At 72.6% G+C, this 19,156-nt stretch carries 22 protein-coding genes and 3 tRNA genes; 12 read left to right on the forward strand and 13 right to left on the reverse strand.

Annotation, left to right across the window (positions count from 1 at the left end; translation table 11 throughout):
- Window positions 1–15: 15 nt before the first annotated feature.
- The 4 genes from BKA05_RS18475 to mobA all read right to left on the reverse strand — a co-directional run bounded on the left by BKA05_RS18475 (window position 16) and on the right by mobA (window position 2,704).
- Window positions 16–645 (reverse strand): bacterial proteasome activator family protein, encoded by a 630-nt coding sequence (locus BKA05_RS18475; RefSeq protein WP_179532736.1) that lies wholly within the window; start codon window positions 643–645, stop codon window positions 16–18.
- Between the two features lie 28 nt (window positions 646–673).
- A complete protein-coding gene (locus BKA05_RS18480) occupies window positions 674–1,651 on the reverse strand; it encodes an NAD(P)H-quinone oxidoreductase (RefSeq protein ID WP_179532737.1) in 978 nt (325 codons plus the stop codon).
- 80 nt (window positions 1,652–1,731) lie between these two features.
- Window positions 1,732–2,070 (reverse strand): DUF6457 domain-containing protein, encoded by a 339-nt coding sequence (locus BKA05_RS18485; RefSeq protein WP_179532738.1) that lies wholly within the window; start codon window positions 2,068–2,070, stop codon window positions 1,732–1,734.
- A 52-nt stretch (window positions 2,071–2,122) separates the two neighbouring features.
- A complete protein-coding gene (mobA, locus tag BKA05_RS18490; protein WP_343045756.1) occupies window positions 2,123–2,704 on the reverse strand; it encodes a molybdenum cofactor guanylyltransferase in 582 nt (193 codons plus the stop codon).
- A gap of 47 nt (window positions 2,705–2,751) precedes the next feature.
- On the opposite strand from mobA, the gene BKA05_RS18495 reads away from it, so the two are divergent.
- From BKA05_RS18495 to BKA05_RS18505, 3 genes are all read left to right on the forward strand, one after another.
- Window positions 2,752–3,522, forward strand: coding sequence for a carbon-nitrogen hydrolase family protein (locus BKA05_RS18495; RefSeq protein ID WP_179532739.1), 771 nt, complete (start codon window positions 2,752–2,754; stop codon window positions 3,520–3,522).
- A gap of 11 nt (window positions 3,523–3,533) precedes the next feature.
- A complete protein-coding gene (locus tag BKA05_RS18500; protein WP_179532740.1) occupies window positions 3,534–4,880 on the forward strand; it encodes a PT domain-containing protein in 1,347 nt (448 codons plus the stop codon).
- A gap of 65 nt (window positions 4,881–4,945) precedes the next feature.
- Complete coding sequence (locus BKA05_RS18505) at window positions 4,946–5,176, forward strand: biotin/lipoyl-binding carrier protein (RefSeq protein ID WP_298756963.1); 231 nt, start codon at window positions 4,946–4,948, stop codon at window positions 5,174–5,176.
- A gap of 38 nt (window positions 5,177–5,214) precedes the next feature.
- Here the strand turns inward: BKA05_RS18505 and BKA05_RS18510 are convergent.
- Window positions 5,215–5,302, reverse strand: a tRNA-Ser gene (locus BKA05_RS18510).
- A gap of 70 nt (window positions 5,303–5,372) precedes the next feature.
- Between BKA05_RS18510 and BKA05_RS18515 the strand changes: the two genes are divergently transcribed.
- The 3 genes from BKA05_RS18515 to BKA05_RS20130 all read left to right on the forward strand — a co-directional run bounded on the left by BKA05_RS18515 (window position 5,373) and on the right by BKA05_RS20130 (window position 6,338).
- Window positions 5,373–5,840: a hypothetical protein gene (locus BKA05_RS18515; protein ID WP_179532741.1), complete on the forward strand. Its 468-nt coding sequence runs from the start codon at window positions 5,373–5,375 to the stop codon at window positions 5,838–5,840.
- Between the two features lie 81 nt (window positions 5,841–5,921).
- Window positions 5,922–6,012, forward strand: a tRNA-Ser gene (locus BKA05_RS18520).
- Window positions 6,013–6,206: 194 nt separating this feature from the next.
- Entirely contained in the window at window positions 6,207–6,338 is a 132-nt protein-coding gene (locus BKA05_RS20130) for a hypothetical protein (RefSeq protein WP_281364590.1), read from the forward strand.
- Window positions 6,339–6,373: 35 nt separating this feature from the next.
- On the opposite strand, the gene BKA05_RS18525 is transcribed toward BKA05_RS20130, so the two are convergent.
- Both BKA05_RS18525 and BKA05_RS18530 read right to left on the reverse strand, forming a co-directional pair.
- Window positions 6,374–7,396, reverse strand: a complete 1,023-nt coding sequence (locus BKA05_RS18525; RefSeq protein ID WP_343045757.1) for a LuxR family transcriptional regulator — start codon at window positions 7,394–7,396, stop codon at window positions 6,374–6,376.
- A gap of 219 nt (window positions 7,397–7,615) precedes the next feature.
- Complete coding sequence (locus BKA05_RS18530) at window positions 7,616–9,436, reverse strand: phosphoenolpyruvate carboxykinase (GTP) (protein ID WP_179532742.1); 1,821 nt, start codon at window positions 9,434–9,436, stop codon at window positions 7,616–7,618.
- Between the two features lie 320 nt (window positions 9,437–9,756).
- Between BKA05_RS18530 and BKA05_RS18535 the strand changes: the two genes are divergently transcribed.
- The 4 genes from BKA05_RS18535 to BKA05_RS18550 all read left to right on the forward strand — a co-directional run bounded on the left by BKA05_RS18535 (window position 9,757) and on the right by BKA05_RS18550 (window position 12,303).
- Window positions 9,757–9,829 (forward strand) — tRNA-Arg (locus tag BKA05_RS18535).
- 295 nt (window positions 9,830–10,124) lie between these two features.
- Window positions 10,125–10,709 (forward strand): suppressor of fused domain protein, encoded by a 585-nt coding sequence (locus BKA05_RS18540; RefSeq protein WP_179532743.1) that lies wholly within the window; start codon window positions 10,125–10,127, stop codon window positions 10,707–10,709.
- Window positions 10,710–10,926: 217 nt separating this feature from the next.
- Entirely contained in the window at window positions 10,927–11,796 is an 870-nt protein-coding gene (locus tag BKA05_RS18545) for an ATP-binding protein (protein ID WP_218842457.1), read from the forward strand.
- 114 nt (window positions 11,797–11,910) lie between these two features.
- A complete protein-coding gene (locus BKA05_RS18550; protein ID WP_179532745.1) occupies window positions 11,911–12,303 on the forward strand; it encodes a hypothetical protein in 393 nt (130 codons plus the stop codon).
- 122 nt (window positions 12,304–12,425) lie between these two features.
- On the opposite strand, the gene BKA05_RS18555 is transcribed toward BKA05_RS18550, so the two are convergent.
- Window positions 12,426–13,376, reverse strand: coding sequence for an alpha/beta hydrolase (locus BKA05_RS18555; protein WP_179532746.1), 951 nt, complete (start codon window positions 13,374–13,376; stop codon window positions 12,426–12,428).
- Window positions 13,377–13,473: 97 nt separating this feature from the next.
- Here BKA05_RS18555 and BKA05_RS18560 point away from each other — a divergent pair, with 97 nt between their 5' ends.
- The gene (locus tag BKA05_RS18560; RefSeq protein ID WP_179532747.1) at window positions 13,474–13,935 is read left to right on the forward strand and encodes a MarR family winged helix-turn-helix transcriptional regulator; all 462 of its coding nucleotides are present in this window, start codon (window positions 13,474–13,476) and stop codon (window positions 13,933–13,935) included.
- Window positions 13,936–13,976: 41 nt separating this feature from the next.
- Here the strand turns inward: BKA05_RS18560 and BKA05_RS18565 are convergent, their stop codons facing one another.
- Window positions 13,977–14,333, reverse strand: coding sequence for a winged helix-turn-helix transcriptional regulator (locus BKA05_RS18565; protein WP_179532748.1), 357 nt, complete (start codon window positions 14,331–14,333; stop codon window positions 13,977–13,979).
- 71 nt (window positions 14,334–14,404) lie between these two features.
- On the opposite strand from BKA05_RS18565, the gene BKA05_RS18570 reads away from it, so the two are divergent.
- Complete coding sequence (locus tag BKA05_RS18570; RefSeq protein WP_281364591.1) at window positions 14,405–15,466, forward strand: zinc-binding alcohol dehydrogenase family protein; 1,062 nt, start codon at window positions 14,405–14,407, stop codon at window positions 15,464–15,466.
- Window positions 15,467–15,470: 4 nt separating this feature from the next.
- Here the strand turns inward: BKA05_RS18570 and BKA05_RS18575 are convergent, their stop codons facing one another.
- Genes BKA05_RS18575 through BKA05_RS18590 form a run of 4 tightly spaced genes read right to left on the reverse strand, consistent with a single transcriptional unit; the run spans window position 15,471 to window position 19,156 of the window.
- Window positions 15,471–16,580: an MSMEG_0565 family glycosyltransferase gene (locus BKA05_RS18575; RefSeq protein WP_179532749.1), complete on the reverse strand. Its 1,110-nt coding sequence runs from the start codon at window positions 16,578–16,580 to the stop codon at window positions 15,471–15,473.
- 3 nt (window positions 16,581–16,583) lie between these two features.
- Complete coding sequence (locus BKA05_RS18580) at window positions 16,584–17,456, reverse strand: carbon-nitrogen hydrolase family protein (RefSeq protein ID WP_179532750.1); 873 nt, start codon at window positions 17,454–17,456, stop codon at window positions 16,584–16,586.
- Between the two features lie 19 nt (window positions 17,457–17,475).
- Entirely contained in the window at window positions 17,476–18,864 is a 1,389-nt protein-coding gene (locus BKA05_RS18585; protein WP_179532751.1) for an MSMEG_0569 family flavin-dependent oxidoreductase, read from the reverse strand.
- A gap of 1 nt (window position 18,865) precedes the next feature.
- Window positions 18,866–19,156 carry an MSMEG_0570 family nitrogen starvation response protein gene (locus BKA05_RS18590; protein ID WP_218843122.1) on the reverse strand — a complete coding sequence of 97 codons (291 nt, stop codon included), beginning with the start codon at window positions 19,154–19,156 and terminating at the stop codon, window positions 18,866–18,868.

A 19,156-nucleotide genomic window follows, 5' to 3' on the forward strand; every position in this document is an offset into this window, starting at 1 on the left:
TGCCGGGCGGCGGACCTAGAGGTACATCCCCCCGGAGTCCCCGGGCGTCGGGCCGGGCTCCTGGCCGCCGGCACCGGGCTGGCCCGGCTGGCCGCCGTGGCCGGCGGGCAGCCCACGACGCATCTGCTCGAACTGCGCCCGCGCCGCCATCTGCTGGGCGTAGATCGCCGTCTGCAGCCCGTGGAAGAGCCCCTCGAGCCAGCCGACCAGCTGGGCCTGGGCGATGCGCAGCTCGCCCTCGGAGGGGGTGACGTCCTCGGTGAAGGGCAGGCTGAGCCGGTGCAGCTCCTCGATCAGCTCGGGGGCCAGCCCGGCCTCGAGCTCGGTGATCGAGGCGGCGTGGATGTCGCGCAGCCGGTTGCGGCTGGCCTCGTCGAGCGGAGCGGCCTTCACCTCCTCGAGCAGCTGGCGGATCATCCCGCCGATGCGCATGACCTTGGCCGGCTGCTCGACGAGCTCGGTGAGGTGCCGCTCGTCGTCGGAGTCGCCAGTGGTGCCCTCCGGGGACGGGGCGCCCTGGCTGACCATCGCCATCGCGGCCGCGGCTGGCATGGTGCCGATCGGGCGGCCGTCGGGGCCGACCACGACGACCTGCTGCTCGCCCTGCGGGCCGGGCTGCTCGGTGGGGGAGTGCTGCTCGCTCATGCGCCCACCCTAGAACGGGGTACGCCGCTCACGGGGTGAGCAGGATCTTGCCGGTGTGCGCACCCGAGCCCATCAGCTCGTGGGCGGCGGCGACGTCGTCGAGGGCGAGGACCTGGTGGACGATCGGGCGCACCTTCTGCTCGGCGACCAGCGGCCACACGTGCTCGACGACCCCGGCGCAGATCGCCGACTTGCCCTCGACCGGCCGAGCGCGCAGCGAGGTCGCGACGACCGCACCGCGCTTCTTCAGCAGCGCCCCGAGGTCGAGCTCGGCCTTGGTGCCGCCCTGCATGCCGATGACCACGAGCCGGCCCTCGGTGGCGAGCGCGTCGACGTTGCGGGCGAGGTACTTCGCGCCCATGTTGTCGAGGATCACGTCGGCCCCGTGGCCGTCGGTCGCCTCGCGCAGCACCTCGACGAAGTCCTGCTCGCGGTAGTCGATGGTGACGTCGGCACCCAGCGAGCGGCAGAACTCCAGCTTCTCCGCCGTGCCGCCGGTCGTCGCCACCCGCGCCCCGAGGGCGTGGGCGAGCTGGATGGCGAAGGTGCCGATGCCGCCGGCGCCGCCGTGGACCAGGAAGGTCTCGTCGGGGCGCAGGCCGGCGACCATGAAGACGTTGGACCACACGGTCGCCGCGACCTCCGGCAGCGCGGCGGCGGTGACCAGGTCGACCCCGTCGGGCACGGGCATGACCTGCCCCGCGGGCACGGCCACGAGCTCGGCGTACCCACCCCCGGCGAGCAGGCAGCACACCTCGTCGCCGACCGCCCACTGCGTCACGCCCTCGCCGACCTCGGCGACGGTGCCGGAGCACTCCATCCCGATGACGTCCGAGGCGCCGGGCGGCGGCGGGTAGAAGCCCATCCGCTGCAGCAGGTCGGCACGGTTCAGGCCCGCGGCCGCGACCCGCACGACGACCTCCCCGGGCCCGGCCTGCGGGTCGGGCACCTCGGCGACGGACAGGACCTCGGGACCACCGGTCCCCTGGGCGACGACGGCACGCATGGCGCCGACGCTACCCGGCCCGTGGGACGTCATACGGAGGGGACGTCCGCTGCCGCTGGACGTATGACGTCCCGCGGGACTCAGGCGTCCTCGAACTCCCGCAGGTCGGCGGTGTGGTCGACCCCCCGGTCGTCCGGCACCTCGACCTCGGCTCCGGCCGCCTCGGGGTCCGGCGCGCCGGCCGGACGGTCCCAGGCCTCGGCGAGCGCCCGCGCGCGGGCCGCCAGCTCCTCGACCTCCTCGGGCCCGGCGCCCTGACGGCCCGCGGCCAGCCCGAGCAGGAAGGTCGAGATGGGAGCGGCCGGGCGGACCACCTGGTGCGCGGCCACCCGCGCCAGGTCCAGCACCAGCCCCTCGTCGACCTCGGCGTCGAGGTCCAGCACGTCGCAGAGCTCGTCGATCCAGTCGTGGAGGTTCACGAGGCCCACTATCCGCGCGTGCGCCCGCCGCGACAACCCCGCTGCGGCTGGCTCAGGACAGGTCCCGCAGGTCCTCCCAGGTGTCGACGTCGCGGTGCTCGTCGCCCGCGGTCGGCACCTCGGTCAGCGTGAGCGGCGCGAGCAGCGCACGCAGCGCCATCCCGTGCTGCCCCTCCCGGTCGGGTCGTACGCCGCTGAGCCGGTCGGTCCGCAGCACCAGCGCGAGCGGGTGCCGGCCGTCGGGGTCCACGAGGCGGGCGCCGTCGGTGTCGCCGATGCCGGCACGGAGCCGGTCGAAGGTCGCCGCGGTGACCAGGGGCATGTCCACGGCGAGGACGGCCAGCAGCGGCGGCGGGCGCAGCAGCGAGTCCAGGCCGGTCAGCAGCCCGGCGACGGGGCCGCCGTGCCGCGGGTCTTCCAGGACGAACGTGACCGGTCGGTCCGTGGGGACCTCCTCGCCGACGACCACGACCTCGCGGGCGTCGATGACGGCCTCCAGGGCGCGGGCCAGCAGGGTGCGCCCGTGCAGCTCGACCGAGGCCTTGTCGATGCCGCCCATCCGGGCGGCGGTGCCACCCGCGAGGACCACGGCGGCGAACGCGTCGAGGGGAGGGCAGGAAGGGGCGTCGACCACGTCCTCACTCTCACAGAGTCCTGGCCCGAGGTGGCAGGGTGGAGGGCATGAGTGACGTCACGCTGCGGCTCGCGCTGGTCCAGGAGGCCGCCGACCTCGACCCCGACGTCAACCGCTCGCGGCTGGCCGACCTGGTGCCCGACGACGCCGACCTCGTGGTGCTGCCGGAGGCCTTCGCCCGCGACTTCGGGTCGCCGGGGGAGGACGTCAGCGGGTTCGCCGAGGAGGTCGGTGGGCCCTTCGACACCGAGCTGACGCGGGTGGCCGAGCTGCGCGGGACCACGGTCGTGGCCGGGTCCTTCGAGCGCAGCGGCGACCCGGGTCGCCCGTTCAACACGCTGCTGGTGCGGGGGCGGTCGCGGGCGTCGTACCGCAAGATCCACCTCTACGACTCCTTCGGCTACCGCGAGTCCGACCGGCTCAGCCCGGGTGCGCCGGAGCCGGTGACCGTCGACGTCGGCGGGGTCACGGTGGGACTGATGACCTGCTACGACCTGCGCTTCCCCGAGATGGCGCGGGCCCTGGTCGACGCCGGCGCCGAGCTGCTGGTCGTGCCGGCGGCGTGGGTGGCCGGCGAGCGCAAGGTCGACCACTGGCGCACGCTGCTGCGCGCCCGCGCCATCGAGAACACCGTGCACGTCGCCGCCGCGGCCCAGCCCGGCCCCCGCTACAGCGGGCACTCGATGGTCGTCGACCCCCTCGGTGACGTGCTCGCGGAGGCCGGTGACGGGCCGGGGACGGTGCGGGCCGTGGTGAGCCGCGAGCGGCTGCTCGAGGCCCGCCGGACCAACCCCTCGCTGACCAACCGCCGGCTGTAGGCTCGAGCGCCGTGTCCCGAGCCGCCCCCCGACGTCGCGCGGAGAAGCCGCGGCGGTCCCGTCGCCCGCGGTCCGAGCGCACCACCACGCCGGCGACCACGCCGGGCGCCGGGCCGACCGAGAGGCCGACAGAGGGGCCGACCGAGGCACCTGCCACCGGCCGCGCGGAGATCCCCGCGCCGTCCCCCGCGCGGCCCCTGACCCGACCCGCGACGCAGCCCCCCGCGGAGCCCACCGGCCAGCCCGTCAGCCAGCCCGCCAACCAGCCCGCCAGCCGGCCCGTCACGGTCACGCCCGACGGTGCCGTGCCCACCCCGGCCGAGGAGCCGAGCGGGGCGTCGGCCGACGCCGGCCGCCTCGAGCGCTGGCGCGCCCGTGCGGTGGCGCTGGGCGGCTCGAGGGTGCCGCACGTGTCCTGGTGGGTGCTGTTCTGCCTCGGCCTCGGGCTGCTCGTCGCCGGGGTCGTGCCGGTCGGCCCCGCCTGGCTCGGCGGCGCCGGGTCGGTCGCGGTGGCGACCTCCTACGTCTGGGCGCTGGCCGCCCGCACCGGCGGCCGCCCCGGTGTCTTCGGTGCCCTGACGCTGCTGGTCGGCGTGGCGGTGCTGCTGCTCGACGACGACCGCGGCCGCACCGGGGCCGCGGTGATGACCTGCGCGCTCGCGGCGGTGCTGGCGGTGATGATGACCGTGCCGGCCAAGCGGTTCCGGGAGGCGGCACGCGAGTGCGCCGTGGCGGTCGTGATCGCCTCGGTGGGTGCGTTCGCGACGGTGGGCTTCGAGCCGGCGCTGACCGTCGTGCGCTTCCAGTACGCCACCCTCGGCCTCGCGCTCGCCGGGGCGTTCCTGCTCGTCCACCGCCTCGGCGCCGGCCTGCACGGGCTGGGCCGCCGCGGCCTGATCGCCACCATCGGCGGTGGCGTCGTGCTGCTGGTCTTCGTCGGGTACGCCGAGCTGCTGCGCGAGTACGGCCCCGGCGACGTCGTGACCACCCTGCTCGACGGGGTGCGCTGGTCGCGGGAGAACCTCGGCGCCTTCCCGCGCCCCCTCGAGACGATCCTCGGGGTCCCCGCCCTCGCCTGGGGCTGCCACATGCGTGCCCGGCGCCGCCAGGGCTGGTGGGTCTGCGCGTTCGGCGCCGCCGGCACCGTCTCGATCGCCAACGCGCTGGTCGACCCGTCGGTGGCGCTGCTCGAGAGCGGCCTGTCGGTGGGCTACGGCCTGCTGATCGGGCTGCTGATCGGGCTCGTGGTGATCCGGGTCGACCTGGCGCTCACCGGCTCCCGTGGGCGTCGCGCCCGCCGCGACGAGCAGGCCAGCGCCGTACGCCCCGAGCCGCGGCGCACCGCCGCCCTGCTGTAGCGGGTCCCCGAGCCCACGGACCCGCTCGACTCGGGGTACGCACCGGTAACGACTACGGTCGATCCGTGCCCCGCGAACAGGTGATCGAGGTGGTGGCCGACATGGTCGCCAACGTCATGAGCGTCTCCGTCGCCCCCGGCGACCACGTGGCCGTGGGCGACACGGTCGCGCTGCTGGAGTCGATGAAGATGGAGATCCCCGTCATCGCCGAGCGCGCCGGCACCGTCACCGCGGTCAAGGTCGCCACCGGCGACGTGGTGCAGGAGGGCGACGTGCTGCTCGCCCTCACCGTCTGACACCCATGCCGGGTCCAGCCTGGATCCAGCGGGGCTCCTGGCAGAGGGGGCGGGATTCGAACCCGCGGTAGCTCTCGCTACGACCGCTTTCAAGGCGGTTCCGATCGGCCACTCCGGCACCCCTCCATCGCCGTCGACCGCAGCCGAGGGCTGGGTGCGATCGTAGGCGACGGGGCCGGGTTGAGAGGATGGGGGCATGTCCGGCCTCCCCACCCCGCACGTCTACCGCCTCGCCCCGACGATGGCGGCGCGGCTGATGGGCCCGGCGCTGGTGCTGCTCGCGCTGCTGGTGCTGGGGCTGACCGCGCTGGTCGCCGCGGCCGGTCTCCCGCCGGACCTGCTGGTGCTCGGCATCGCCGTCGGACTGGCCGCGGTGCTCACCCTCGGCTGGTGGATGCGCGCCCGGGCCTGGGTGCTGCGCGTCGACGAGGACGGGTACGCCGTCCGCCTGGTCCGCGGCGCCGGCACCCGTGCCGCCCGCTGGACCGACGTCTCCCAGGCCGCCACCGCCAGCCCGAACGGCATCCCCTGCTTCGTGCTGCACCTCAAGGACGGCACCCGCACCACGCTGCCGGTCCAGGCGCTGGCCGTGGACCGCGAGGACTTCGTCCGCGAGATGCAGCGCCGGCTGGCGGCCGGCCAGAAGCTCAAGCCGCTCTCCTGAGCGCCCGGCGGCTCTCCTGCCCGCTGGGCGAGGGCGATTCGGCGCCCGCGCACCGCTCCTTGTAGCCTGTCGGGGCTGCATGGAGGCGTCGCCTAGTCAGGTCTATGGCGCCCGCCTGCTAAGCGGGTTTGGGGCTACAACCCCATCGAGGGTTCAAATCCCTCCGCCTCCGCCGGCCTCGGCCCCCGTCCCCCGGACGGGGGCCGAGACGTCTGCCCGGGTCCGCGAGGTCGCGCGCCGGTCTGCAGGTTCCTGCAATGCAGATTTGTGAGGCAGTGCCACGGTGTTTGCCGGGCCCGGTGGCGACACACAATGAGCCACGGGGCCATTGCGTGGGCCCCCACTCGATGAGGGGAACTCTCACTGATGAAGATCATGCGTAGGGCCGCGGTCGTGCTGGCCTCCGCCATCATGTCCGTCGGCGTCCTCGGGGTGGCCGCTCCCGCCCAGGCCGACACCAGCTGGGGCTGCGGCGGCTTCTGCCGCCCGGCACCCTGAGCCCGGCACCCTGAGCCCGGCACCCACAGCCAGGCTCACTCTGCGGAGGTGGGTCCCTCGCCGGGGCGTTCGTTCCCGGTGAGGCCCATCCGCCCCATCGTGTAGCCCAGCTGGAAGCGGGTCTCCGCCTCGTACTCCTCCTTGAGGTCGGCGACGTAGCCGGCGTACGTGCGGGGGCTGACGCCCAGCCGCTTCGCCGACACCGGGTCGGCGTGCCCCTCGATGAGCATGCGGATCGTCATCGCCCGCTGCTCGACCGCGATGTCCTTGAGCATCGAGCTCTCGCGGTTCTCGAACGGTCGTCCGCGCTCCCACGCGCGCTCGAAGACGTCGACGAGGTAGGCGATGATCGACGGCTCGCGCACCGCCACCGCGACGCGGAGGTCCTCGGCGCCGGGGATCAGCGCGACCCGGCGGTCGACGATGATCATCCGGTTGAAGAACTCATCGAGCGTGCGGACCTCGGCACCGCGCGCGGTCACGTCGGCGACGTACTTGTGCGTGACCGAGGAGCGTCGCGCCGAGTGCTGGTAGAGCGTGCGGATCTTGACGCCGCGCTCGAGGGCCGCGACGTCGCGCAGCGCGGCGGCGGCGAGTGTCTGGGCGTCGCGCCCGGCCTGCGGCTGGGCGGTGAGGATCTCGGTCTCGACCTCGGCGACGACGCCGGCGAGGAACTTCCCGATCGCCTCGTCGCGCAGGTAGGTGAAGGGGCCGCGAGCATCCGAGCGCGGCGCGCGGCGCCAGGTGGCGGTGACGCTGCCGAAGGCGCGCGCCCAGTCACCGGACTCCTGCAACAGACGCACGCTCTCGCTGGTCAGCGGTGAGACGACGCGCGACTGGGCGGTGGCGGGGTCCTCGGGCAGCCAGGTGCCGGCCTCGGGGTCGAGCAGCAGCAGGCCCAGCTCGACGAGCAGGTCGAACGCCTCACGGTCGGCGCCGTCCTCGGCGATGCGCTCGTCGTCGACGGCGATCCCGTCCTCGGCGAGCACCCGCTCGAACAGCTCCACCCCGGCAGACTCCAGCAGCGCGCGCTGGTCGGGACCGTACGTCGCCACCACGCCCTCCGATCCTCCGTCGTGCCCCGAGTGGGGCCGATCGTTGCACATTCCTGCAATCGGTCGCACCGCCTCTGGCCCTCCGGTGGTCGAGCAGCAAGGCCTCTGTCGGTGGTCGAGCAGCGAGCGCCAGCGAGCGGGCGTCGAGACCACCACCCCGTACGACGCAGCGAGCCCGCCCCGGCGTACCGGGACGGGCTCGACGCGATGATCAGGCGGAACTCAGAGACCCAGGCGCGCCTTGAGGCCGTCGAGCTCGGTCCAGAGGACGGCGGGCAGGTCGTCGCCGAACTTGTCGAACCACTCCTGGATCTGCGGGATCTCGGCCTTCCACTCCTCCACGTCCACGTGGAGCGCGGCGGCCAGCGCCTCGTCGGTCATGTCGAGGCCCTCGACGTCCAGCGAGCCCGGGGCCGGCACGTGGCCGATGGGGGTCTCGACCGCGGCGGCCTGGCCGTCGAGGCGCTCGACGACCCACTTCAGGACGCGGCTGTTCTCGCCGAAGCCGGGCCACAGGAAGCCGCCGTCCTCGTCGCGGCGGAACCAGTTGACGTAGAAGATCTTCGGCAGCTTGGACTCGTCGTTGTCCTTGCCGATGTTGATCCAGTGGCCGAAGTAGTCACCGGCGTTGTAGCCGATGAAGGGCAGCATGGCCATCGGGTCGCGGCGCACGACGCCGGTGGCGCCGATCGCGGCGGCGGTGGTCTCCGAGGAGAGCGTGGCGCCGAGGAAGGTGCCGTGGGTCCAGTCGCGGGCCTCGAAGAGCAGCGGGACGGTCGTCTTGCGGCGGCCGCCGAAGAGGATCGCGTCGATCGGGACGCCGCGCGGGTCGTCGAACTCCGGCGCGAGGATGTCGCACTGCTTGATCGGGGTGCAGTAGCGGCTGTTGGGGTGGCTGGAGAGCTCCTCGGACTCCGGCGTCCAGGGCTCGCCCTTCCAGGAGGTCGCCTTGGCCGGCGGGTTCTCCAGGCCCTCCCACCACACGTCGCCGTCCTCGGTGAGGGCGACGTTGGTGAACACCGAGTTGCCCTTGTTGATGGTGGCCATCGCGTGCGGGTTGGTGTGCTCGTTGGTGCCGGGGGCGACACCGAAGAAGCCGTACTCGGGGTTGACCGCCCACAGGCGGCCGTCCTCACCGATGCGCATCCAGGCGATGTCGTCGCCGATGGACTCGACCTTCCAGCCGGGGATGGTCGGCTTGAGCATCGCCAGGTTGGTCTTGCCGCACGCGGAGGGGAACGCGGCGGCGACGTACTTCACGACGCCCTGCGGGCTGGTGAGCTTGAGGATGAGCATGTGCTCGGCGAGCCAGCCCTCGTCGCGGGCCATGACCGAGGCGATGCGCAGGGCGTAGCACTTCTTGCCGAGCAGGGCGTTGCCGCCGTAGCCGGAGCCGAAGGACCAGATGGCCCGCTCCTCGGGGAACTGCACGATATACTTGGTGTCGTTGCACGGCCACGCGACGTCGGCCTCGCCCTCGGCCAGCGGGTGGCCGACGGAGTGGATCGCCTGGACGAAGTCGGCGTCGGTCTCGGTCATCTTGTCCAGGACCGCGGAGCCCATGCGGGCCATGACGCGCATGGAGACGGTGACGTAGGCGGAGTCGGTGAGCTCGACGCCGAACATCGGGCGCTCGGCCTCGAGGTGGCCCATGACGAACGGGATGACGAACATCGTCCGGCCCCGCATGCAGCCCTCGTAGAGGCCCCGCATGATCCCCTTCATCTGCTCGGGGTCCATCCAGTTGTTGGTGGGCCCGCAGTCCTTCTCGTCCACCGAGCAGATGTAGGTGCGGTCCTCGACGCGCGCGACGTCGATCGGGTCGCTGGCGGCGTAGAAGGAGTTCGGCTTCTTGGCCGGGTCGAGGCGGGTGAACGTGCCGGTGCCCTCGAGGGCCTCGGTCAGCATCGTCCACTCCTCGTCGGAGCCGGTGCACCAGTGGATGGCGTCGGGCTGGGTGAGCTCGGCGACCTCGCGGACGAAGGCGAGGATCCCCTCGTGCGTCGTGGGGGCAGTGCTGAGGTCGATGGACGTGAGGGTCATGGGGCCTCTTCGGGTCTCGCCGGCATGCTTGCCTGAGAAGGTGGACGACGTGGGGAGTAGGCGTCGTTGCCAGCCACGCACACGGTGCGGCGACCCTAATCCGGACATCGGTGTCCGCATATTGGATCGAGCCAAGGGTCGTGGGGCAGGTCACAGCCCCGTACGCCGCGCGACCTCTCGGTGGTCGAGCAGCGAGGAGCGCCAGCGACGAGCGAGCGTCGAGACCACCCACCCCAGCGGTCCCCGCGACCCGCCGATTCGGCTCCTCGTCCCCCGTTCGCTAGTATCGACCAGTCGTCGCGGCCACCCCGGGACGATGGGCGCCTGTAGCTCAACGGATAGAGCATCTGACTACGGATCAGAAGGTTTGGGGTTCGAATCCCTACAGGCGCGCAGATCGATCAAGCCGCAGGTCAGCCCGCCGACCTGCGGTTTTGTCGTTTCCGAGGTCGCCGGAACCTGCCGTTGAATCCGCAACCTCTGTGCCCGGACCCGGTTGCGGGCACAGTACGGGCACAGTTGCTCCCGAAGAGGGCGCCACCGAGGCGGCCTCCAGGGGTACCGAATCGGGCCTGGAAGGTGCTCGAAGCTGGCCCGTGAAGAGGGCGGTTCCTCGATGAACCCAACCACCCGAGCCGTTACCGGCCAGAACTCTCACTTTCGAACCGCTCGCATCAAGGAGAGGTCCTTGATCAAGCCAAGCTTGCCACCCACGCGTCGTGCAGTGTCGACGGCTCTGCAGGCCCGACTCCGCGGCGAGAGCCAGGTTCGTGCCTACTACGGCGACAACGAACAGAACGTAGTCGCCATTGTCGAGGCGGAGGGCAGCCCCCACCCGGATCTGGTGACCTACATGACGGCCTCGTTGCACGCCGTGGAGAATTGGTTGGACGGGCGTGACATACGAGTCGAGTTGATGATCGTCGGCCCTCGTGACGTGCCCGAACTAGGGAACGTGGTCGCGACTTCGGCCTTCAACGTCTCCAAGGACGGATGGCTTGCCGCTCCGGGGGTCGTCTTTCCCCATCTCGTCGTCGACTACCTGCCGACAGCGAGCACCAAGCACATCATGTGGGTGGAGCCGTTCGACTACGACGGACTGACACCTCTCGCAGTCGAAGGAGTCGCTCAGGACCTTCATCCGCTCCAAGGGGTGCCGATCACGGATTCAGAGTGGGACCTGCTTCGGCGCCAGGGGTTCTTCGAACTCGAGAGGGCGCTCGAGTCTGGTGGCGTCGCACACTACGACCTGTTTCGACCATCAGTTGTCTGAGGAGGAGGCGAAAGGGGCCGGAGATCTATCGGCCGCCACTGCCGCCGTCGGTCGAAGGGTCCCGAGTCGCCGCCGTCGGTGAACCTGACACGTGCTGCGGGGACCGGGCGGCACTTCGCTCCGTGAATCTTCGAATTCATGCCCCGCAAAAGTTCGACTTGCAACTGCGACTCGTCACTCGGGAACCGGACGGTTCTCGGTCATGCAGATGCGCCCGATGAGTCTGTTCGAGTCCGGCGACTCGACCGGGGAGATGTCGCTGGCCAGTCTGTTGGACGGTGAGTCACAGAAGGGTCTGGGCACGCACCTGACCTTCGAGGACCTGTTGCGCCGCATCGTCGCCGGCGGCTGGCCGGAGCTGCTCGGGGCCGATGAGGACTTCGCTCGCGACTGGCTTGCGGACTACCTGCGCCACGTCGTGGAGGTGGACATCGCGGAGATGGGCCATCGCCGCAACCCCGGCAACCTGCGCCGCCTGCTCGAATCCCTCGCCCACGGCGTGGGGCAGCCGGTCAAGCTGAACGATCTGGCCAAGGACGTGGGCGGCGAGGGAAGGCCGATCGCCTACGAGACGCTCACCGGCTACCTCGGTGCACTCACCCGCCTCTGGCTCACCGACGACTCCGCGGCCTGGCGGCCCCACATGCGCTCGCGAGCTCGTCTGCGCACCGCGCCGGTGCGGTACTTCGTGGATCCCTCGATCGGGCCGGCCGCACTGAACATCGGCAGCGCCGAGCTCAAGGCGGACCCGCAGGCGCTGGGTCTCCACTTCGAGGCCCTCGCCATCCGTGACCTCCGCATCTACGCACAGCTCCATCGCGGTCGTGTCGACTCCTGGCGAGACGAGAACGGCAACGAGGTCGACGCCGTGCTGACCGCTCGCGACAACAAGTGGGCAGCCTTCGAGATCAAGCTCAACCCACGCGACGTGGACGCGGGAGCCGCATCCCTGCTCAAGTTCGCCAGCAACGTCGACACCGACCGGCACCACGAACCCGCCTGCCTCGGAGTCATCACCTCCACAGGTGCCGGCGGCCGCCGACCCGACGGTGTCCACGTGATCCCCATCGGATGCTTCGGCCCCTGACGGGCCACGCGCTGCTACGCCGTCATAGGCACAGTCCGGTGGCCCCGCACGGGAAGCGCCCACCACCCCGCGGGGCAGGCCTTCCAGCCCCGGTCGTCAACGAAGGAGTTCGAAGTGCAGGACGTCTCCTGGCAAGGGCATGTCCTACGCGTGTTCCTGGTGCTGTCCCTCTACGCCTTCTTCGTCCTCCTGATCCTCGCCAACCCGCCGGTGCGCGAGCTCCTTCGCGACTCGCTGCCCGTCCTGGTCCCGCTCCACGTCGTGGGGGTGGGCGTCGGTGTCCTGTGGGGCAGGCGGAAGCTGGACGAGCGATCGCGTCCGGCCCCCGCCGTCGCGGCGCTGGCAGTGGGCGCCGCGCTGCTCCTGCCGCTGGCGGTCCGGGACTCGGGGGCCGAGGAATTGCTCGTCGTGTTCGGCTGGCTGCCGCTCTCCGCCATGGTGGGGCTGAACCTGAGCTTGGCGTGGCTCAAGTGGAGTCGCCGGAGGGTCGCGGGGACGTCGTCGTGAGCGGGGTCCGGCGAGAGGGTCCGGGTGGGCCCGGCGGCTCAGGCGAGGAGCCACGCGCTGACTGCCACCGGAACGACGACGCCGCAGGCCGATCTCGACCTGCGGCGTCGTGCGGTGCGGGTTCAGACCGCGGAGTGCAGGGCCGCCCGCAGGGAGCCGATCGCCTGGCCGATGGCGGCGGTGGCGGCGGCGGTGTCGCGTAGCGGGTTGAGCATCACGAAGTCGTGCAGGATGCCGTTGTAGCGGATGCTCGTGGTGGGCACGCCGGCGGCGAGCAGCTTACGGGCGTAGGCCTCGCCCTCGTCGCGCAGCACGTCCTGCTCGTCGGTGATCACCAGCGCCTCGGGGAGCCCCGCGAGCTGCTCGAGCGTGGCGCGCAGCGGGGAGACGGTGATGTCGTCCCGCGCGTCGGCCTCAGGCAGGTAGGAGTCCCAGAACCACGCCATCGCCTTGGCGGTGAGGAACGGGCCGTCGGCGAACTCGCGATAGCTGTCGGTGTCCTGCCCGGCGTCGGTGACGGGGTAGTAGAGCGACTGGTGGCGGAACGTGACGTCCCCGCGCTCCTTGGCCAGCAGGGTCAGGACGGCGGCCATGTTGCCGCCGACGGAGTCGCCGGCCACGGCGATGCGGGTGGGGTCGATGCCGAAGGAGGCGCCGTCGGTGGTGATCCAGCGGGCAGCGGCGTACGCCTGCTCGACGGCGACGGGGTAGCGCGCCTCGGGGGAGCGGTCGTACTCCACGAAGACGACCGCGACCTCGGCGCCGAGGGCGAGCTCGCGGACGAGGCGGTCGTGGGTGCCGGCGTTGCCGAGCACCCAGCCGCCGCCGTGGACGTAGAGGACCGCCGGCAGCGGGGTGGTGGCCGCCGGCGGGGTGACGATCCGGACCCGGACGTCACCGACCTCGGCCGGGACGGTGGTCCACGCCTCGTGTACCTCGGGCAGGTCGATGGGCTGGGCCTGGACGTCGTCGAGGACGGCGCGGGCGGCCTCGGGACCGATCTCGTAGAGGAACGGGGGCTGGGCGGTGGCGTCGGCGAAGGCCTGGGCGGCCGGCTCGAGCACGTGGTTCATGGGGACTCCTGGGTGAGGTGGGTGAGGAAGCATCGAGCACATTTGAATTGTGCGCGATGGAATAGTGAACCCAGGGTCGACCCGATAGATTCCCGGTATGGGTGAGGAGCCGTCGGATGCCGTGTCCCAGGACCTGCTCGAGGAGATGGTCTGCTTCGACCTGCACGCCGCCTCGCGGGCGATGACCGCGGTGTACCGACCGCTGCTGGAGCCCCTGGGCCTCACCTATCCGCAGTACCTCGTGCTGACGGTCCTCTGGGAGCGCGGGCCCCAGCCCATCGGGGCGATCGTGGAGCGTCTCGAGATGGACTACGGCACGATCAGCCCGCTGGTGAAACGGCTGGAGTCCCACGGCCTGGTACGCCGGGTCCGCAGCGCTCAGGACGAGCGTCAGGTCGAGGTGGCGCTGACCGACGACGGCGACCGCCTGCGCGCGGAGGCCCCGCGCATCCGTGCGGCCATCACCGAGGCGCTGGGCCTGACCGCGCGGCAGGCCGAGGAGCTGCACCGGGTGCTGCGCAGGGTCACGGCCAGGGCGCGTGGAGGCGCGGCCGACTGAGCGACCCCCCTCCTTGCCGCGGGGCCCAGTGCCTCAGTGATTCAGTGGGTGGTGACGTTGTCCTCGACCCAGTCGCGCAGCGCGGCGAGGGGGACGGCGGCGCTGCGGCCGAGGTCGGTCAGGGCGTACTCCACGCGAGGCGGCACCTCGGCGTAGACCGTGCGGATCACGAGGTCGTGCTCCTCGAGCCGCTTCAGGCTCGCGGACAGCACCTTGGGGCTGATGCCCTGGAGCTGGCGACGCAGCTCGCCGAAGCGCTGCGGACCGTCCTCGAGCGCCCCGATCGCCAGCGCGCTCCACTTGTTGGCGAGCAGGTCGAGCATGTCGCGGCACGGGCACATCGCCGTGTAGACGTCGCCCGGTCCGCAGCTGTCGGGGAGATGGGTGGAGGCGCTCATGAGCGCAATAGTACCCCTAGGGAACCAGATGCCCTTGACGGTAACTAGTACCCATCTCTCATGCTCGAGGCATGACCACTGACATCCACGCCACTGCCCCGTCCGACCCGCCGACCACCGCCACGATGCGGGCCGTCGCCTTCACCCGCAGCCTCCCCGTCGAGGACCCGGCCAGCCAGGTCGACGTCGAGCTGCCCCGCCCCGTCCCCGGCGCCCGCGACCTCCTCGTCGAGGTCCGCGCGGTCTCGGTGAACCCCGTCGACGTCAAGGTCCGTGGCGGCGGCGACCCCGACGGCGCCCGGGTCCTCGGCTTCGACGCCGCCGGCGTCGTCGTCGAGGTCGGCGAGGACGTCACGCTCTTCCAGCCCGGCGACGAGGTCTGGTACGCCGGCGACATCCTGCGCCCGGGCACCAACGCCGAGCTCCACGTGGTCGACGAGCGGATCGTGGCCCGCAAGCCGCGCAGCCTCTCCTTCGCCGACGCAGCGGCCCTGCCGCTCACGGCGATCACCGCGTGGGAGGGCCTCTTCGACAAGCTCCGCCTCACCGAGGCCAGCACCGGCACGCTCCTGGTCGTCGGCGCCAGCGGTGGGGTCGGCTCGATGGTGCTGCAGCTGGCCGAGGCGCTGCTGCCCGGAGTACGTGTCGTGGCCACCAGCTCGACCGAGGAGTCCGAGGCGTGGGTGTGTGGTCTCGGCGCGGAGGCCACGGTCAACCACCGCGCCGGCGACCTGCGCGGCCAGATTGCCGCCGCTGCCCCCGACGGCGTCGACTGGGTGTTCACCGCCCGCGTCGCCGACCCGGGCCAGCTCGAGCTGTACGTCGACGTGCTCAACCCCTTCGGCCAGATCGTGGCCATCGACGACCCCGAGACCCTCGACATCGCCTTCCTGAAGTCGAAGTCGATCAGCTTCCACTGGGAGCTGATGTTCACCCGTCCCATCGCCGGCGGCGACGGCCAGCTCGCCCAGCACCGCCTGCTGACCGACGTCGCCGCCCTGGTCGACGAGGGTCGGGTCCGCAGCACCGCCACCACCGTCCTGCGACCCATCGACGCCGAGCAGCTCCGTGCCGCGCACCGGCAGGTCGAGAGTGGCCGCACCATCGGCAAGGTCGTGGTCGCCGCCCGGTGACGCCTCAGGCGCCGGCGACCTCGCGGTAGAGCGCGACGTGCGCCCGCGCGGCCCGCTCCCAGGTGTAGGACCCGGCCAGGGCCCGCCCCGGGGCAGGGTCGCCGGGCGCGCGCAGCGCCGCGGCGAGTGCGCCCGCGATCGAGGGGACGTCGGCGGCGAAGGACACGGTCGTGCCCAGGACCTCGCGCAGCACCGGCAGGTCGCGGGCGACCACGGGCACCCCGGCGGCCAGCGCCTCCATCGCGGCGAGCCCGAAGCCCTCCTTGGTGGAGACGAACCCGAGCGCCGACGCCTCGGCCACCAGCGACGGCAGCGCCGTGTCCTCGACGGGTCCCAGCACCAGCGGCTGCGTTCCGAGCTCCTCGGCCAGCTCGGCGGCGCGGGCGTCGAAGGCCGCGCGGTAGTCGCGGTAGTCGAAGAGCGTCTCCCCGCCGCCGAGCACCAGTCGCACGTGGGCGGGGTCGGGCTGGGAGCGGACCATCGCGGCGTAGGCCTCGAGCAGGTCCAGGGTGCCCTTGCGCGGCTCGATCCCGCCCAGCGCCAGGACGTACGGCGCACCGATGCGCTCGCGCCACTCCGCCCGTCCCTCGTGGTCGGTCGCGGCCGCGGCGAAGCGTGCGGCGTCGACCCCGTTGGGGATGACGATCGGCTCGAGCCCCCAGCCCTGGCGCACCTCTTCGGCCACCGCGGCCGACACGCAGACCCGGGTGCTCGGCTCGAGGACCGCCCGCTCGTGGCAGGCCACGAGTGCGGGCGTCGTGAACGTGTCGAGGTGGTGGATGGTGCGCACGCAGGGCAGGGCGGCGTTGGCGCTGATGCAGTCCTGCGCGTGCACGACGTCGTAGCGTTCCCGGTCGGCCGCGAAGGCCGCGCGCAGCACCTCGATCGAGCGCACGATGCGCTGCCCGACGTCCTCGCCCTCGACCTCGGGGAAGGGCACGGCGCGCACGCCCACCCGCGGGTCGACGGCCCGGAAGAACGTCGTGTCCCCGCCCCGTCCCAGCGTCCAGACGTCGACGCTCTCGCCCAGCGCGGCCAGCGCCTCGGCGAGCGCGAGCGTGTGCACCACGCCACCGCGGGGCTTGGTGGAGTAGGTCAGCAGGGCGATCCGCACGGGTCAGGCCCCGGGGACGTCGGCGTCGGCGGCCCGGAGCGCCACGTAGGCCTCGGGGGTGCGCTCGGCGAGGTGGTGCAGGACCCGGCGCGCACGGGCGACCTCGACCTCGGGGTCGAGCTCGGCGACGGCCAGCCCGCCCTTGGAGGAGGTGCGCGCGAGCACGTCACCGCCGGGGCCCACCACCTTGGCCTGCCCGAGGAAGCGCAGGCCGCCCATCACACCGGTCTGGTTGGAGGAGACCCACACGACCTGGTTCTCCGCGGCGCGCGCGCAGTCGTAGAGGTCGAAGAGCCGTGACTGGCGGTCCTGGGGCAGCCGCGAGGCGCGGTCGGTGACCGACGCCGGCCAGGCCGACAGGCAGGCCAGCACCGTCGCCCCGTCCATCGCCAGCGTCCGGGCGGCCTCGGGGAAGGTCTTGTCGTAGTCGATGAGCATGCCGAGCCGGCCCAGCGGGGTGTCGAACGCGCTGAAGGAGTCGCCGGCGTCGTACACGAGGGACTCGCCGGCGGGTCGGTGCACCTTGCGGTGCCGCCCCAGCACGCCGGAGCCGTCGAGGCAGACCGCGGTGTTGAAGAGGCGGTGCTCGCCGTCGACGACCGTCTCCTCGGTGTAGCCCAGCGCCAGCACCATGTCGCCGGCCAGCGCGCGCACCCGCTCGATCTCCGAGGAGTCCTCGCACAGGCCCGGCGGCAGGCTCGTGGGGTCGGGACGCCGCAGGTCCGACAGGTAGCCGCCCAGCGTGGCGTCCGGCAGCACCAGCAGCTGCACGCCGGCGGCCCGGGCATCGGCGACGATGCCGGCGAGCTTGGCCAGGGAGCGCTCGATGTCACGGCCGAAGTGCGCGGCGACGGCGCCGATGCGCAGGACTCCCACAGCCGACCGACCTATCCGGCTAGCCGACCAGCGCGACGGAGGATGCGGTGAGCGCCGCGGGGATGGGCCCCGGCGAGACCCGGCGCGCCAGCGCGGCTGCGGACTCCGTCAGCGCCGGCCCGGTGCGCCCGGTGAGGTGGCCGGTGACGTGCTCGGCGTCCGCGGCGATGCCGAGGAAGCGCCCCGAGCCCCACGTGTGCAGCCACGGCAGCCCCAGGAAGTACAACCCCGGCACCGACGTGACGCCACGGGTGTGGGTCGGGCGGCCGGAGCCGTCGAAGACCCCGGCGCGCACCCAGCGGTAGTCGGGCCGGTAGCCGATGGCCCACACGACGCTGGTGACGCCGGCCGCGGTGAGGTCGAGCGTGGTCGGGTCGGCGTCCGGCTCCCACACGGGCTCGTACGCCGGAGCCGGCGGCGCGTCCACGCCGTGGGCGTCGATCCAGCGGTCGATGTCGCGGCAGATCGAGCGGTACACGTCGTCCGCGGCGTCCAGCGCCGCACGCATGGTCGGGCGGAAGGCCAGCTCGGTGCCGCCGGGCGCGACGCCCTCGAGCAGCCCGTAGAGGGCCATCCCCTCCCGGGCGAACTGGCGCAGGTCGATGTCGCGGCCGCCGTCGCGGCCGGTGACGTAGTGGTTGGTCTTCTCGCGTGCCGTCGCGCCGCCGGGGTACTGCGCGACGCCGGTGTCGTAGAGACCCATCTCCGCCAGCCAGGTCATGCAGTCGCGGCCGCGGTGGAAGCGCGCCACCCGCGGGGCGTCGCCGAGGGCGAGGTGGATCCGGCGCCCGGCCAGGTGCAGGTCCTCGGCGATCTGGGCACCGGACTGGCCGGAGCCGACCACCAGCACTTCACCGTCGGGGAGCTGGTCCGGGGAGCGGTAGTCGGCGGAGTGGAGCTGGGTGATGGTCGGCGACAGTGCCGGGGCCCAGGGCGGCACGATCGGCAGGTGGTAGCCGCCGGTGCACACCACGACGGCTTCGGCGTGCCAGGTCTCCGGCCCGTCGGGGCCGGTCGCCTCGACGACGAACCCGCCGTCGCCGGACTCGGTGAGCGAGGTGACCCGCGTGTGCTCGCGCAGCGGCGGCCCGAAGGTCGGGGCGTAGCCGCCCAGCCACTCCACGACCTGGTCGCGGGTCATGAACCCGTCCGGGTCGGGGCCGGCGTAGGCGTAGCCGGGCAGTCGGCAGTGCCAGTTGGGGGTGACCAGGGTGAAGGCGTCCCAGCGGGTGTCGGCCCACTCGTGGCCGGCGGTGCCGGCCTCGAGCACGACGTGGTCGACGCCGTCGCGGACCAGGAACCAGCTGGTCGACAGGCCGGCCTGGCCGCCGCCGACGACGACGACCCGCGTGCGGCGGAGAGTGGGCGGCTCCGAGCGGGGGACCGGGGCAGAGGTGGGTGCGGACATCTCAGGACTCCTGAGGCAGGGGTGGGTGGAGGCGGATGACGGTCACGGTGGACGCGTCGGGACAGGACGCGGCGAGCGCGTCGATGTCGGCGAGCGTCGCGGCCGCGGAGGTGCAGGCGAATCCGAACCGGGCGCGCACGCGCTCGCTGGCGATGCCGAGGGCGGTGGCGGCCCGCTCGCGGAAGTCGCCGACCGGGTAGGTGGTCCCGGCGGTGAGGTGGTCGTGGACCACCAGCGACGGCGAGTAGTGGTCGACCACGCGGCCATCGGGCCAGCGCACGGAGAAGGTCAT

It is taken from the genome of Nocardioides marinus (assembly GCF_013408145.1).
GTDB classification, from domain to species: domain Bacteria; phylum Actinomycetota; class Actinomycetes; order Propionibacteriales; family Nocardioidaceae; genus Nocardioides; species Nocardioides marinus.

What these genes read in the sequence shown, in the direction of transcription:
- BKA05_RS18475 (WP_179532736.1), bottom strand. Translation starts at nt 645, where the DNA reads ATGAGCGAGCAGCACTCCCCCACCGAGCAGCCCGGCCCGCAGGGCGAG.
- BKA05_RS18480 (WP_179532737.1), bottom strand. Translation starts at nt 1,651, where the DNA reads ATGCGTGCCGTCGTCGCCCAGGGGACCGGTGGTCCCGAGGTCCTGTCC.
- BKA05_RS18495 (WP_179532739.1), top strand. Translation starts at nt 2,752, where the DNA reads ATGAGTGACGTCACGCTGCGGCTCGCGCTGGTCCAGGAGGCCGCCGAC.
- BKA05_RS18515 (WP_179532741.1), top strand. Translation starts at nt 5,373, where the DNA reads ATGTCCGGCCTCCCCACCCCGCACGTCTACCGCCTCGCCCCGACGATG.
- BKA05_RS20130 (WP_281364590.1), top strand. Translation starts at nt 6,207, where the DNA reads ATGAAGATCATGCGTAGGGCCGCGGTCGTGCTGGCCTCCGCCATCATG.
- BKA05_RS18530 (WP_179532742.1), bottom strand. Translation starts at nt 9,436, where the DNA reads ATGACCCTCACGTCCATCGACCTCAGCACTGCCCCCACGACGCACGAG.
- BKA05_RS18545 (WP_218842457.1), top strand. Translation starts at nt 10,927, where the DNA reads ATGAGTCTGTTCGAGTCCGGCGACTCGACCGGGGAGATGTCGCTGGCC.
- BKA05_RS18555 (WP_179532746.1), bottom strand. Translation starts at nt 13,376, where the DNA reads ATGAACCACGTGCTCGAGCCGGCCGCCCAGGCCTTCGCCGACGCCACC.
- BKA05_RS18560 (WP_179532747.1), top strand. Translation starts at nt 13,474, where the DNA reads ATGGGTGAGGAGCCGTCGGATGCCGTGTCCCAGGACCTGCTCGAGGAG.
- BKA05_RS18565 (WP_179532748.1), bottom strand. Translation starts at nt 14,333, where the DNA reads ATGAGCGCCTCCACCCATCTCCCCGACAGCTGCGGACCGGGCGACGTC.
- BKA05_RS18570 (WP_281364591.1), top strand. Translation starts at nt 14,405, where the DNA reads ATGACCACTGACATCCACGCCACTGCCCCGTCCGACCCGCCGACCACC.
- BKA05_RS18585 (WP_179532751.1), bottom strand. Translation starts at nt 18,864, where the DNA reads ATGTCCGCACCCACCTCTGCCCCGGTCCCCCGCTCGGAGCCGCCCACT.
- BKA05_RS18590 (WP_218843122.1), bottom strand. Translation starts at nt 19,156, where the DNA reads ATGACCTTCTCCGTGCGCTGGCCCGATGGCCGCGTGGTCGACCACTAC.